Origin of the sequence: Arthrobacter humicola, from assembly GCF_039531445.1 — a bacterium.
Lineage (GTDB): Bacteria > Actinomycetota > Actinomycetes > Actinomycetales > Micrococcaceae > Arthrobacter > Arthrobacter humicola.
The window spans coordinates 95399-108800 of record NZ_BAAAQB010000037.1 but is presented as its reverse complement, the minus strand read 5'-3'; the positions used below and the strand labels follow the sequence as shown (position 1 = coordinate 108800).

The window sequence follows — 13402 nt, the reverse complement described above, 5'->3', positions numbered from 1 at the left end:
ACGCCGTCGTCGGGCGCCCTCATCGCGCCGCCTCCTCGAACCCGGAGAGCCGGTGTGGCACTGTAAGTGTCATGGCACGCATCGAGGATTACGCAATGGTCGGCGATCTGCACACCGCCGCCCTGATCAGTACAGAAGGTTCCATCGACTGGCTCTGCCTGCCGCGTTTCGACTCGCCTGCCTGTTTCAACGCGCTGCTCGACACGCCCGCGGCCGGACGATGGCTGCTGGCGCCGGCAGCCGGCGGTGAATGCACCCGGCGCCGCTACCGCGCAGACACCCTGATCCTGGAGACCGAATGGGAGACGCCCGAGGGGGCGGTCAGGATCATTGACTTCATGCCGCCACGTGACGAGGTGGCGGACATCGTGCGGATCGTAGTGGGCGTCCGCGGCACCGTGCGGATGCGCGGCGAGCTGGCGCTGAGGTTCGACTACGGCCACATTGTGCCATGGGTCCGCCACGACGAGCACGGCATCCACGCCGTTGCAGGGCCTGACGCCGTCTACCTCGTGACTGAGGCGCCGCTGCGCGGCGAACGGATGCACACGGTCAGCGACTTCACCGTCACGGCCGGGGAGCGCGTTCCCTTCGTGCTGACATGGAGCCCCAGCCACCTCGCCCGGCCGCGCACCGTGGACCCGGAAGCGGTCCTGGTGTCCACTGAGGAGTTCTGGCACAGCTGGTCTGCCAAGTGCACGATCACCGGGCCTTACCGCGACGCGGTCCAGCGCTCGCTGATCACGCTCAAGGCCTTGACCTTCGCCCCCACCGGCGGCATCGTCGCCGCCGTCACGACGTCCCTCCCGGAAGAGATCGGCGGCACCCGGAACTGGGATTACCGCTTCTGCTGGCTCCGCGACGCCACCCTGACGCTGCAGGCGCTGCTGGCCGCAGGTTACACGCAGGAGGCCGGTGCATGGCGTGACTGGCTGCTCCGTGCCGTCGCCGGGGATCCCGCCGATCTGCAGATCATGTACGGACTCCACGGGGAGCGCCGCTTGCCGGAGACCGAACTTCCCTGGCTCAAGGGGTACGAAAATTCCGCTCCCGTGCGCACCGGGAACGGCGCGGCAGGGCAGCTGCAGCTGGACGTCTGGGGCGAGGTGCTCGATTGCCTGTCCCTGACACGGAACTCCCTGCTGAAGCACACCGACGACGCCTGGGACGTCCAGGTGGCCCTCATGGAACACCTTGAGACGGCATGGCGCCAACCGGACAACGGGTTGTGGGAAATGCGCGGTCCGCAGCGCCACTTCACGCACTCCAAGGTCATGGCATGGGTGGCGGCGGACCGCATGGTCAAGGGCGTCCGGGACTTCGGCCTGACCGGCCCGGCCGACCGCTGGGAGGAGCTGCGTGACACCATCCACGCCGAGGTCATGGCCAACGGGTTCGACGCCGAACGCAACACGTTCGTGCAGTCCTACGGGCGGCCGGAACTGGACGCGAGCCTGCTGCTGCTGCCCCGGGTCGGCTTCCTTCTGCCGGATGATCCGCGCATCATCGGAACCATCGACGCCGTCCAGCGCGAGCTGACGCACGACGGCTTCCTGCGCCGCTACCTGCCAACGGAGAGCGGCGACGGGCTCCCCGGCGAGGAAGGGGTGTTCTTGGCGTGCTCCTTCTGGCTGGTGGAGGCCCTGATCGGGGCGGGCCGGCGCCATGAGGCCCGGGAACTGTTCGAACGCCTGCTGGCGCTGCGCAACGACGTCGGACTCCTCAGTGAGGAGTGGGGCGTCGAGGCCGGCCGGCAGCTGGGCAACACGCCGCAGGCCTTCAGCCACTTCGCCCTCATCATGAGTGCACTGGAGCTCCATGATGACGGTGTCCGCCGCAGCGACACCCCGCTGGACGCGGGCGGCGCCGCGCGCCACCCCGGACCAGCCGAACACGCCGGGCTGGCGGGACACCCGGCTCACGGCGGGACCCCGCGCCCTTGATCCGCCGCTGACGCGCGCTGAACCGGCGTCCGTCAACCGCGCCCCGGAACTGTGCCCGACGTTAATTGTGCCTCAAGGGAATTGTGCCCACGGCGGGCGCCTGAGCATGCCAAGCGCCGGCCCGGCGGCGTTCCGGCGCCCGTCCGGGCGTGCAGCCGGCGAAGCCTTCGGGGCTTTCGCCCGGCCGTCAAGTAAGTATACTTACTAATATCCCGGCACGGGATATGGCGGGGGATACATGGAACGAGGAGTGTGCAATGGCGGGATATTTCGAGCTCGTGGACGCGCCCGAGGGCGGCTACCGCATTCGGATGTTGGACGGTGCGGGCGAACTGATGGCGGTCTCCATCACCTTTCCCAGCAAGAGGGCGGCGGTGGCCGGCGTCGCCCAGGCGCGGGAGATCGCCGGAACCGGCCTGATCCGGGACCGCAGTTCCGATGCCCCGGCCGCCCGGCACGGCTCGACGCCGCGGGTGATCCGGCGGGCCCTCGGCACGGCCGGGCGCTCAGCGCCCGCGACCGGCGGCTCGCTGGCGGCCGGGAAGAGGACGCGTGCCCGCCACTGATCGGCGCTGAACGGATGGGGCGCTGAACGGATGCGGCCGCGCTGATCCGATTGTCGCGCAGCCCGGCTACCCGTCCCGTGGTCCGGGGAACTTCTTCCAGGCCTTAGCGAAGTCCGCCTCGGCCTGGGCGGCCAACTGGCCCTCGCGGGCGTGCAGCCGCCCGAAGGTGAATCCGGGTTCGCCGCTGCCCGCGGCACGCCGTCCGAGTTCACTCAGCAGGGTCTGTGCCACCACGCTGTCCTGGTGCAGGCCCAACGCGGTTTGAATGTGCCGCGCCGCCAGGGCCATCCGGGAAAGCCTTTTCGCGTCCCCTTTCCCGGCCACGGTAGCGGCGAACTCGGCGGCATAGCGCAGACGTTTGGCCGATTTGCGGACCTCGTGCAGACCTTCATCCCGGGACGCGGCTTCAGCGTGGGAAGGGATACCCGGTCCGCCGTCGGCCCGCGGAGCCAACCCGTCCACCGAGCGCCTGAGCCGTGCCTCATCCTTGGCCACGAGCTTCCGCACAGTCTTATGCGGAGGCCGGGAGGCCTTGGCGGTCAGCGGGACGGCGGTGACAAACTCCGCCAGCCGGCCGAGCAGGAGGGCATAGCGTTCGCCGTCGAGGGCCACGATCACATTTTCCATGCCCGCGGCGGCGGAGGCATCCAAAGTTTCGTCGATCCGTTCGGCCGCCGGGCCGATAACCAGCCCCGGGGGCTCTTCGGCGAGCAGTTCCCTGAGCCGGTCCTGAACCACCGTCGGGTCCCGGGCGGCGCCGAGCACCCCGGAGATCCACTGGAGCTCGGTGCGGATGTCATCAGCGGCGCCGGCGGCAAAGAGGGTTCGTCCCGTGGCCAGCAGCGAACGGAGCCGCCGGGCCGCGACGCGCATCTGGTGGATGGCTTCCGCCTGTCCGGCCCTGGCGCCGGGGCCGTGTCGGCGCAGCTCGCCCAGTTGTTGTCCCAGATAGGCCTGCAGAACATCCCCCGTGGTGGTCGCCATGCTTTACTGTACTGACTTCCCCGGTGCCCGGACAGAGCCCTTCGTACCGGTTACAGTAGGGCCATGGATCCGCGGGGGAATCGGGACGCCGGCCCTGCCGGAACGCGTCTGCTGGGCCGTCTGGCGGTGCCGCTCGTTGCCCTGGCGATGCTGCTCGCGGGCTTGGTCCTGCTGGCCCGGCCGGTGCCGCAGGAAGACTTCGGCTGGTTCGCCTATGCCCCGCTGGCCGCCCGGCCCGTCGTGCCGCAGGGGCTGGTCTTCATGGGCGCCGAGACCTGGACCGGCGTTGCCCTGATCGGCGCCGGCCTGCTGGTCCTGGCGTTCTGGTCCGGCTACCGCGCGGGGCGACAGATCCGGGACGGGCGGATCGGCAACGGGCAGATCAGGGACCGCGACGACGACACCCGTTAGGGCCGCGTCCGCCCGACCTCATGAGGGGGCAGTTCGCGGCCGTCGGGGCGCGCAACACTGCCGTGACCGGCCCACTCGGCGGTAGGCTGGCCGGGCAACGGCGCACGCGCGCACCAGTCGAGGAGGACCCCCATGAGCCAGCACCACACCCCCGGACGGGTTGCCGTCGTCACCGGAGCAGGATCCGGCATCGGCCGGGCGGTGGCCCGGCTCATGCTGGCCGAGGGCTACCGGGTGGTCCTGGCAGGCCGGCGGGAAGAGCCACTGCTGGAGACCGCGGCCGGCCACCGCCAGGCGCTCGCGGTACCGTGCGATGTAACCGTCCCCGCCGACGTCGAACGGCTCTTCGCCGCGGCCCTGGAGCAGTGGGAGCGGGTGGACGTGCTGTTCAACAACGCCGGCGTGTTCGGCCCCGCCGCCTCGGTGGACGAGATTACGGTGGCGGACTGGAACGCGACCGTAGCGGTAAACCTCACGGGATCCCTCCTCTGCGCCGCCGCCGCCGTCCGTGCCATGAAGGCCCAATCGCCCCAGGGCGGCCGGATCATCAATAACGGCTCCATCGCGGCCCATTCGCCCCGCCCCAAGACCGTGGCCTACACGGTGACCAAGCACGCGATTACCGGGCTCACCAAGAGCATTGAGCTCGACGGGCGCGGGTTCGGCATCACCTGCGGACAAATCGATATCGGCAATGCGGCCACGGATCTCATGGACGAGATCGGCGTGGGCTCCGGGGCCGTGCAAGCCGACGGCAGCCGCAGGGCCGAACCCACATTTCCGGTGCAGGACGCCGCCCGGGCCGTGCTGCTCATGGCCGGGATGCCGGCGTCGGCCAATGTGGGGTCCCTCGTGGTCACGGCCGCCGGCATGCCGTTCATCGGCCGGGGCTGAGGGGCCGGATGCACAGCGGGACTCGTGTCGAGCCGTCGATACCTGTTGCTTCGCAGTGGGATCCTGTGACAGCCTCGAAGTGATCCCGTCGCCGGGGCGACGACGGGCGACAGAGAAGGAGCCCGGCATGGGACTCATCCATATCGACCTTTTCACCACACTCGACGGCGTCGCGCAGGCACCCGGCGGCCCGGACGAGGACGCCGACGGCGGTTTCGCGTTTGGCGGCTGGCAAGCGCCTCTCTTGGACGAGGTCGTCGGCGAGCAGGTCGAATCCGGGATGGCGGGGATGGACGCGCTGCTGCTGGGGCGCAGAACCTACGACATTTTCGCCGCGTACTGGCCGCACGCGGACGGGAGCATCGCGCGGCTGTTCAACCGCCTTCCGAAGTACGTGGCCTCGCGCCAGACGCCGACTCTCGAGTGGGCCGACTCCGCCCTGCTCGGTCCTGATGTCGTCGCCGCCGTACGCGAACTGCGCGACCGGCACGCCAACATCCACGTCATCGGCAGTCTTGACTTCGTGCAGACCCTGTTCGCCGAGCGGCTCTTCGATCGGCTCACGCTCTGGGTGTATCCGATCCTCCTCGGCCGTGGAAAGAAGGTCTTCGCCGACGGGGTCGTTCCGACGAACCTCACACTCATCGAGCCGGTCGTCGCCTCACCGAAGGGTGCGGTGCTGCAGCGCTACGCTCTCGCCGGTGGCACGCCCGGCGTCGGCGATATGGCGGCCCGCAACCAGGAAGGCTAGGTCGTGTTGTCCATGCCCTAGAGGGGCAGGAGCGCCGAGAGGTCCGCGCGCAGTCCCGAGGCGGCAACCTTGCCGGCCGCGACGGCATCCGCCCAGCTCAGCTGCCCGCTGACCATCGCCAGCCAGGTGGCGGCGTCGCACTCGATGACGTTCGGGGGAGTGCCGCGCGTGTGCCGCGGGCCCTCCACGCATTGTGTGACGCCGAACGGCGGGACGCGCACTTCCACGGAGTTGCCGGGTGCCCGGGCGGTGACCTCCTCCAGCGAGTAGCGCACCGCCGTCGCGATCGTGCTGCGCGGGACGGTGCCGGCGGCCCCGCTTCCCGGCACTGTGGCTCCCGGCAGTGTGGCTCCCGGCAGTGCCGGGGTGGCGTCCTGCCATGCGGCGAGCGCCGCGCGGCCCTCGTCCACGGCGATGCGTCGGCGCGATACGGCCACGTTCCTGCCTCCAGCCTGGCGATGTCACGGCCGCCGCTCGGCGGCCTCCCACCAGCCTATGCCACCGACAGGGCCGGTCCGGAAGGGTCCGGAAGGTCCGTGACCGGCCGTGACCGGCCGTGACCGGCCGCCGGGCTGCCTCGGACCGGAGCGGACGTCCCAGTCCAGAAGTGTCAGTCCAGCAGTGTCAGTCCAGCAGTGCCGCGACGGCCCGGCCGAGCCGGATCTTGCCGACGGGGCGTCCGCCGCCCAGGACGGGGTCCACTACTTTGTCCAGCACGCTGGAAACTTCGGGGATTTCGACGGCGCCCGAGGCGGCCAGCAGGGTCAGCCCGACGAGGGTCGTGGCCCGGATGTTGCCGTCGAGCATCTTGATGGCGACGGAGACGCCCTGCCGGGTGGCCATGACCAGCACCCCTTCGGCGCCGATCTTGGCCAGGATGCCGAGTTCGTCCATGACGATCGTGTTGGTCTGTCCACGGCCCTGGACGGCCCAGGGGTAGTCCAGCATGGAAGTGGCGATCGTGGCGGCGCGCGCGTTGGAGTTCTTGTCGCCCGGAGCCTTGGCCAGCTTCGAGTAGGCCCGGGCCAGACCGGTCAGGGAGACGGCGGCCACCGGCGCGCCGCAGCCGTCGATCCCGAGATGCGCAATGCGTTCGCCGCAGTACTCCTCGATCACGGAGCGGATGCGCTGCTGCAACGGGTGGTTGGGTTCGAGGTAGCTGTTCTTGTCCCACCCGTTCTCCGTGCACGCCCAGAGGAACGCCGCATGCTTGCCCGAGCAGTTGAAGGCAAGCCTGGACTTGCCGCGCTCGGTCTGGACGAGCCAGTTCCGGGCCGTCTCGTCCTGCGGCCAGTCGGCCGGGCACTGCAGCTGGTCCTCCTTGGCTCCGGCCGCCTTGAGCATGCCTTCCACCACATCCATGTGGTCAAGGGATCCGATGTGGCTGCCGCACGCAATGGCCACCTGGGCACCCCGCAGAGGCACGCCGGACTGCATCGAGGCCAAGGCCTGCAGCGGCTTGAGCGTGGACCGGGCAAAGATGGGGGCGGTGACATCGCCGAGCTCGATCACCACGGTTCCGTCCGCGGCCATCACTACAGCCGAACCGATGTGGCGGGACTCCACGAAGCCGCTGCGTTCGATGACTGCCAGTTCGACGGCGGAGTCGACTGTGAAAGTTGCATGCGGGTTCAAAGCCATGCAGCAAGTGTATGGTGCCGGGTGCGGATACCCCGGTTATTCCACGGTCACCATGACCGACTGCCAGCCGGAGGCGCCTTCCGGCACCGGATCCGCCCGCTTGTCCGTTTGCACCTGGCCGGTGCCGTCCGTGGCGCGGACCTTGATGTAGTGCGGGCCGGGCGTGGCATCCCAGTCCAAGGACCACTGCCGCCACGTGATGAGCGAGGCCTCATCCGAGAGCACAGCCTCGGTCCACGGACCGTTGTCGATCTGCACCTCGACCTTGGTGATGCCGCGGGTCTGGGCCCATGCGGTGCCCCCGAGCGCGACTTTTCCGGCCGGGACCTTGGCGAAGGACTTGGGCACTTCCACCCGGGCCATGGTCTTGATCGGGCCCCGTTCGGACCAGCCCCGCTGGGTCCAGTACGCCTTGTTGTCGGCGAACCGGGTCACTTCCAGGTCGACCACCCACTTGGTGGCCGAGACGAAGCCGTAGAGCCCGGGGACCACCATCCGGACCGGGTAGCCGTGTTCGAGCGGGAGGGGTTCGCCGTTCATGCCGATCGCCAGCATCGCGTCGCGGTCGTCCTGGAGGACCTCCAAAGGGGTAGAGGCGCTGAAGCCGTCAACCGACGTGGACAGCACCATGTCCGCGCCCTGCGTGGGCCGTGCCATCTTCAGGACGTCGCGGATGGGCATGCCCAGCCATTTGGCGTTGCCGGCGAGGTTGCCGCCGACCGGGTTGGACACGCAGGTCAAGGAAACATGGGATTCGATGAGCCGGGCGTCGAGGAGGTCCTGGAAGGTGAGCCTGACCTCCTGTTCCACGAGGCCGTGGATGCGCAGCTCCCAGTCCTGGGCGTTGATTTCCGGCACACTGAGGGCCGTGTCGATTCGGTAGAAATCCTTGTTCGGGGTCAGCCACGGAGTAACGCCGGGGGCTTTGGACTGCACACCGGCCGGGACCGCGGCGGCGGCCTTGGCAGGTGCAGGCAGTTGCAGCGACTCACGCGCCGCCGCCACGTTACTGCGGGCGGCGCTGAGCATCCGGCCGCCGGTGGCGGCAATGGCCGAGGCGGCCGCGGTGATGCCGGCGGCGGCGAAGAATCCGCGCCGGGTGGTCGCCGGGCGCTCGGGTTCCTTCGCTGCGCGGTCGGCCGCCTGGTCCGGCCATTCCTGCATCCGCCACAGCCGCGTGATCAGGAACCGGAGTACCACCAGCCCGGCCGCGGTGCCGATCAGGGACGGGACGGCGTCGACCGGTTTGACACTGGCCCGCGTCACCACGCTCCCGACGATCACGGCGCCCATCAGCAGCACTCCGGCCACGCCCAAGGCCCACTTCCGGTAGGCCACAATGCCGAGCACGCACGCCAGGAGCAGGATCGTGACACCCATGCCGACGAACAGCGCCGCCTTGTCGTTGGTGCCGAACGTTTCAACGGCAAAGTTCTTCATCCATAGCGGCGTAAAGTCGATGAACGTCGAGCCCAAGGCAATCAGGGGCGTTGCCCGCGTGGTGAAGAAGGCACCGATCAGTTCCGCGACGGACAGGACGACGGCGGCGGCGGCCACTCCGGCCACCGCGGCCAGGGCTGTGGCGCCGCGGGACCGCTTGCTGGGCTTCATGCTGGGCTTTGTCATACAGGCCATTCGTAGCCGCAGGGCCGCCGGATTTGTCTAGCGAGTGGACATGCTCCCCGGCGACCCGTCGAAAGGGACATGCTCCGCCGCCACTCGGCAGCGAATGGACATGCTCCGTGGCCTCGTGCCGGGGAATGGACATGCTCCTTGGCCCGGGGGACATGTCCAGCCCTGGTATCCGGGAGAGGACATGGCGGCAATGTGTCCAGTGGCCGCGGCCGGGACCGGGCATGTCCGGGGGAGTCTCTGGGCAAGGGCGTAGGCCGAGGAGTGATGTCGTGTCTGGCGGAAGGGCATGTACCGCGGCCACTCGGCAGCGAATGGACATGCTCCTTGGCCCGGGGGACATGTCCAGCCCTGGTATCCGGGAGCGGACATGGCGGCATTGTGTCCAGTGGCGGCGGCCGGGACCGGGCATGTCCGGGGGAGTTTCTGGGCAAGGGCGTAGGCCGAGGAGTGATGTCGTGCCTGGCGGAAGGGCATGTACCGCGGCCACTCGGCAGCGAATGGACATGCTCCTTGGCCCGGGGAACATGTCCAGCCCTGGTATCCGGGAGCGGACATGGCGGCATTGTGTCCAGTGGCGGCGGCCGGGACTGGGCATGTCCGGGGAGTTTCTGGGCAAGATCGCGGGCCGAGGAGTGATGTCGTGCCTGGCGGAAGGGCATGTACCGCGGCCACTCGGCAGCGAATGGACATGCTCCGTGGCCGCGTCCCGGGGACTGGACATGCTCCTTGGCCCGGGGGACATGTCCAGCCCTGGTATCCGGGAGCGGACATGGTGGCATTGTGTCCAGTGGCTGCGGCCGGGACTGGGCATGTCCCACGGATTACGCGGTGCCGGGGCATGTCCGGGCATCTCCCGGGCGGAAGATTGAGCATGTCCAGCGGCCGACACAGCTTAGGAGCCTGCGGGGTGCACCACGTACCCTTGGAGACTGTGAAGGTACTTGTCATCGGCCCCGGCGGCCGCGAACACGCCATTGTCCGATCCTTGCTTGCAGACCCCAACGTGTCCGAGGTCCACGCGGCCCCGGGAAACGCCGGCATCAGCGCGCTCGTCCCCACCTATGCGATCGACGCGAACGATCCCGACGCCGTCGCCGCGCTCGCGGTCAAGCTCACCGTGGACCTGGTGGTGGTCGGTCCGGAGGCGCCGCTCGCCGCCGGAGTGTCCGACGCCGTCCGAGCCGCCGGCATCCCGGTCTTCGGGCCCAGCAAGGCCGCTGCCCAGCTGGAAGCGTCAAAAGCCTTCGCCAAGGAGGTCATGGCCGAGGCCGGCGTCCCCACGGCGATGGCCCGTGTGGCCTCCAACGCCGAGGAAGCCGCCGACGCCCTCGACACCTTCGGCGCCCCCTACGTCGTCAAGGATGACGGGCTCGCCGCCGGTAAGGGTGTTGTGGTCACCTCCAACCGCGACGAGGCCCTGGCGCACGCCCAGAGCTGCTTCGACGCCGGCGGCACCGTGGTCATCGAGGAGTTCCTGGACGGCCCCGAGGTCTCCGTGTTCGTCCTCTGCGACGGCCGGAACACCGTCGCCCTGTCCCCGGCACAGGATTTCAAGCGCATCTTCGACAACGACGAAGGCCCCAACACCGGTGGCATGGGAGCGTACACCCCTCTGGAATGGGCCCCCGACGGCCTGGTCCAGGAAGTCATCGACCGCGTCGCCCAGCCCACGGTCAACCAGATGGCCCACCGCGGCACGCCGTTCGTCGGCGTCCTGTTCGTCGGCCTGGCACTGACCTCGCGCGGCACGCGGGTCATCGAATTCAACGTCCGGTTCGGTGATCCCGAAACCCAGGCCGTCCTCGCCCGGCTCAAGACACCCCTCGGCGGGCTGCTCATGGCCGCCGCGAAGGGCGAACTGGACAAGGTGCAGCCGCTGCGCTGGTCCAAGGACACCGCCGTCGCCGTCGTCGTGGCCGCGGAGAACTACCCCGGCACCCCGCGGACGGGCGACCGCATCCGGGGCCTCAAGAAGGTTGACGCGCTGGACGGCGTCCACGTCATCCACGCCGGCACGAAGCTGGACGAGGAAGGCCGCGTGGTCTCCGCCGGCGGCCGCGTCCTGGCCGTTGTGGCGCTGGGCACCGACCTCGTGGAGGCCCGCGAACGGGCGTACGACGGCGTCGAACTCATCCAGCTGGACGGCAGCCAGTTCCGCACCGACATCGGCCGCAAGGCTGCCCGCGGTCAAATCCAGGTGACGACGCCGGGTGCCCCGGCCGCGTCGAAAGCGAAGGCATGACCGTGACGGATCCCGCAGCCTCGACCCCCGGCCCCGCACAGTCCGGCCCCGCACAGTCCGGCACGTCGCCCAAGGGCGGTCTGGACACCGCCACGCAGGACCTGCCGGGCTGGCAGCACGTCTACTCCGGCAAGGTCCGTGACCTCTATGTCCCCGCGGACGCGGCCATCACGGAGCGCGTCGGCCAGGACTGCGTCCTGGTGGTGGCCAGCGACCGCATCAGCGCCTACGACCACGTGCTGGCCAGCGAGATCCCGGACAAGGGACGCATCCTGACCCAGCTGAGCCTGTGGTGGTTCGAACAACTCGGCGTCGCGCACCATGTCCTCGCCTCCACGGTCGACGGCGGTGTTCCCGCCGCCGTCGAGGGCCGGGCGATGATCTGCAAAAAACTGGACATGTTCCCGGTCGAGTGCATCGCCCGCGGCTACCTCACCGGCTCCGGGCTCCTGGAGTACCGCGAGTCCGGCACCGTGTGCAGCATCCCGCTGCCCGCCGGCCTCGTGGACGGATCGCGGCTGGATGAAGCCCTCTTCACGCCGTCGGCGAAGGCCGAGGTAGGCGAGCACGACGAGAACATCACCTACGACGCCGTCGTTGGCCTCGTCGGTGCGGAGGTCGCGGCCAAGCTCCGCGAGCTCACTCTGGAGATCTACACCAAGGCCGAGGACATCGCGCGCGGCCGCGGCATCATCCTGGCCGACACCAAAGTGGAGTTCGGCGTCGACGCGGTGACCGGCGTGATCACCCTGGGCGACGAGGTGCTGACCCCGGATTCCTCACGTTTCTGGGATGCGGCCACGTACCGGCCCGGGCAGGCCCAGCCGTCCTATGACAAGCAGTACGTGCGCGACTGGCTGACGTCGCCGGCCTCCGGCTGGGACAAGGCCTCCGACACGCCTCCTCCTGCCCTTCCGGCCGACGTCGTGGCCCGCACGCGCAGCCGCTATGTGGAGGCCTACGAGAAGCTCACCGGCCGGACGTTCGCCTAATCCGGCGGCCCCGCCGGCACCGTTCGCCGGGCCCATCACGGGACCCGGCCGTACGGCCTGTGGGGCGGCTAGGCTTCGGCCGACGCTGCCTCGGCGCGCCGCTGGGCGAGCCGGATCTCGAGCACGGCATCCAGTGCCTGCTGGACCCGGTCCGAAGCTCCCGCCGCGCTGAATTCCTTCTGGGCTTCCTCGAGGTAAACTAGGGCCTCGGCGGATTCCCCGGCAGCCTTGAGGGCCTTGCCCAGCAGCAGGGACACTTCGCCGGCCGTGTGCCGGGCCAGTGACTCGCGCTCCGCGTGGATTTCGCGCAGCTTCTGGACGGCCGCCACGATGTCCCCGGTGAGGTAGAGCCAGCGGGCCCGGATAAAAGCGACTTCCAGCTGGTCGGTCTTGTTGCCGCCCACAATCGAGAGGGCCAGTTCGGCGCGTTCGATCGAGGACAGGGTTTCGGGTTCGACGATCCCCGAGGAGAGCCGGACCGCGGCGGAGGCCTTGTTGAACCGGGCCCACAAGTCGATGTCGTTCGCCGGGGAGAGCAGGCGGCCGGCACGCTCGTGGTATTTGATGCCCTCGGCGTAGTCGTGGCGCATGAATGCTACGTTGCCGATCACCCAGGCGACCTCGCCGGCGAGCTGGGACATGGAGTGGTCGTCCATCTGGTCGTTCATGGCCTGGCAGTACTCCCAGGCCTCATCCAGCCGGCCACTCTCGGCCAGGGCGCCGATGAGCGCCCGCAGCGCGCCGATAATCATCGTGGAGCCCTTGGGCAGCTGGGCGCAGAGGCGCACCGCTTCCTGCGCATGTTCGACGGCGGCCGTCAATTGGCCCTGCCCCTGCGAGGCGGCGGCGAGCATCTGTTGGGCGCGGACGCCGAGCCCGGCCGATTCCGCGGCCATCGGGTGCTCCAGGAGATTCCGGACGACGTCCTTGCACTCCTGCCAGAGGCCCTGCTTGATCAGGCACTCGGCCTGCATGTAGGTCATGTTCCACCAGGCGCTGGTGTTCTTGGCTTCCAAGGCGATCTTGGCGGCGGCGGCGGCGTGGGTGGCGGCCACTGGGTAGTCGCGGAGGTCCCAGGCCTGCCGGGCGTACAGTCCCGCGAGCACATATTCGGCGTCGCTGACGGACACCGGCTGGCTCCAGGCTTCGAGCGCTTTGGGGGCAAGTTCGAGCCGGCGCGCAAGCTCTTCGATGACATCGGCAGTGGGCTCGCGGCGTCCGGTTTCCAGTAGCGAGATATAGCTGGGGGAGTACAGGTCACGGCCCAGTTCCGCTTGCGTCAGGCCCCGTTCGAGCCGTTCCGCGCGGAGCTTCTCCCCAAATCCGTTCCCCACGGACACCTC

12 protein-coding genes are annotated in these 13402 nt (G+C 69.3%); 7 read left to right on the top strand and 5 right to left on the bottom strand.

All coding sequences use genetic code 11. From position 1 onward, the window contains the following. Positions 1-71 precede the first annotated feature (71 nt). Positions 72-1943, top strand: a complete 1872-nt coding sequence (locus ABD243_RS13570) for a glycoside hydrolase family 15 protein (protein ID WP_344366675.1) — start codon at positions 72-74, stop codon at positions 1941-1943. Positions 1944-2200: 257 nt separating this feature from the next. Then, complete coding sequence (locus ABD243_RS13565) at positions 2201-2509, top strand: hypothetical protein (RefSeq protein ID WP_116766168.1); 309 nt, start codon at positions 2201-2203, stop codon at positions 2507-2509. 66 nt (positions 2510-2575) lie between these two features. Here the strand turns inward: ABD243_RS13565 and ABD243_RS13560 are convergent, their stop codons facing one another. Next, the gene (locus tag ABD243_RS13560) at positions 2576-3493 is read right to left on the bottom strand and encodes a CHAD domain-containing protein (RefSeq protein ID WP_344366671.1); all 918 of its coding nucleotides are present in this window, start codon (positions 3491-3493) and stop codon (positions 2576-2578) included. A 63-nt stretch (positions 3494-3556) separates the two neighbouring features. Here ABD243_RS13560 and ABD243_RS13555 point away from each other — a divergent pair, with 63 nt between their 5' ends. The 3 genes from ABD243_RS13555 (at position 3557) to ABD243_RS13545 (ending at position 5549) form a co-directional block, all read left to right on the top strand. Continuing rightward, positions 3557-3904: a hypothetical protein gene (locus ABD243_RS13555; RefSeq protein WP_344366668.1), complete on the top strand. Its 348-nt coding sequence runs from the start codon at positions 3557-3559 to the stop codon at positions 3902-3904. Positions 3905-4036: 132 nt separating this feature from the next. Next, positions 4037-4798, top strand: a complete 762-nt coding sequence (locus tag ABD243_RS13550; protein ID WP_116766165.1) for an SDR family oxidoreductase — start codon at positions 4037-4039, stop codon at positions 4796-4798. 127 nt (positions 4799-4925) lie between these two features. Continuing rightward, on the top strand, positions 4926-5549 hold the full coding sequence (locus ABD243_RS13545; protein WP_116766164.1) for a dihydrofolate reductase family protein: 624 nt from the start codon (positions 4926-4928) through the stop codon (positions 5547-5549). Positions 5550-5566: 17 nt separating this feature from the next. Here the strand turns inward: ABD243_RS13545 and ABD243_RS13540 are convergent, their stop codons facing one another. From ABD243_RS13540 to ABD243_RS13530, 3 genes are all read right to left on the bottom strand, one after another. Further along, entirely contained in the window at positions 5567-5986 is a 420-nt protein-coding gene (locus ABD243_RS13540) for a sterol carrier family protein (RefSeq protein WP_116766163.1), read from the bottom strand. Positions 5987-6173: 187 nt separating this feature from the next. Next, positions 6174-7190 carry an asparaginase gene (locus tag ABD243_RS13535; RefSeq protein WP_344366663.1) on the bottom strand — a complete coding sequence of 339 codons (1017 nt, stop codon included), beginning with the start codon at positions 7188-7190 and terminating at the stop codon, positions 6174-6176. Between the two features lie 36 nt (positions 7191-7226). Beyond that, a complete protein-coding gene (locus ABD243_RS13530) occupies positions 7227-8816 on the bottom strand; it encodes a molybdopterin-dependent oxidoreductase (RefSeq protein WP_344366661.1) in 1590 nt (529 codons plus the stop codon). A gap of 940 nt (positions 8817-9756) precedes the next feature. Here ABD243_RS13530 and purD point away from each other — a divergent pair. Together purD and ABD243_RS13520 are read left to right on the top strand one after the other, a co-directional pair. After that, positions 9757-11067: a phosphoribosylamine--glycine ligase gene (gene purD / locus ABD243_RS13525; protein WP_344366657.1), complete on the top strand. Its 1311-nt coding sequence runs from the start codon at positions 9757-9759 to the stop codon at positions 11065-11067. Beyond that, a complete protein-coding gene (locus ABD243_RS13520; RefSeq protein ID WP_344366653.1) occupies positions 11064-12059 on the top strand; it encodes a phosphoribosylaminoimidazolesuccinocarboxamide synthase in 996 nt (331 codons plus the stop codon). Before purD ends, ABD243_RS13520 begins: the two co-directional genes overlap by 4 nt. Before the next feature lie 68 nt (positions 12060-12127). On the opposite strand, the gene ABD243_RS13515 is transcribed toward ABD243_RS13520, so the two are convergent. Next, positions 12128-13393, bottom strand: a complete 1266-nt coding sequence (locus ABD243_RS13515) for a helix-turn-helix domain-containing protein (RefSeq protein WP_116766294.1) — start codon at positions 13391-13393, stop codon at positions 12128-12130. Positions 13394-13402: the final 9 nt, after the last annotated feature.

Excerpts from the sequence above, each read along its gene's own strand:
- ABD243_RS13570 (WP_344366675.1), top strand. The coding sequence starts at position 72 with ATGGCACGCATCGAGGATTACGCAATGGTCGGCGATCTGCACACCGCC.
- ABD243_RS13565 (WP_116766168.1), top strand. The coding sequence starts at position 2,201 with ATGGCGGGATATTTCGAGCTCGTGGACGCGCCCGAGGGCGGCTACCGC.
- ABD243_RS13560 (WP_344366671.1), bottom strand. The coding sequence starts at position 3,493 with ATGGCGACCACCACGGGGGATGTTCTGCAGGCCTATCTGGGACAACAA.
- ABD243_RS13555 (WP_344366668.1), top strand. The coding sequence starts at position 3,557 with ATGGATCCGCGGGGGAATCGGGACGCCGGCCCTGCCGGAACGCGTCTG.
- ABD243_RS13550 (WP_116766165.1), top strand. The coding sequence starts at position 4,037 with ATGAGCCAGCACCACACCCCCGGACGGGTTGCCGTCGTCACCGGAGCA.
- ABD243_RS13545 (WP_116766164.1), top strand. The coding sequence starts at position 4,926 with ATGGGACTCATCCATATCGACCTTTTCACCACACTCGACGGCGTCGCG.
- ABD243_RS13535 (WP_344366663.1), bottom strand. The coding sequence starts at position 7,190 with ATGGCTTTGAACCCGCATGCAACTTTCACAGTCGACTCCGCCGTCGAA.
- ABD243_RS13530 (WP_344366661.1), bottom strand. The coding sequence starts at position 8,816 with ATGACAAAGCCCAGCATGAAGCCCAGCAAGCGGTCCCGCGGCGCCACA.
- ABD243_RS13520 (WP_344366653.1), top strand. The coding sequence starts at position 11,064 with ATGACCGTGACGGATCCCGCAGCCTCGACCCCCGGCCCCGCACAGTCC.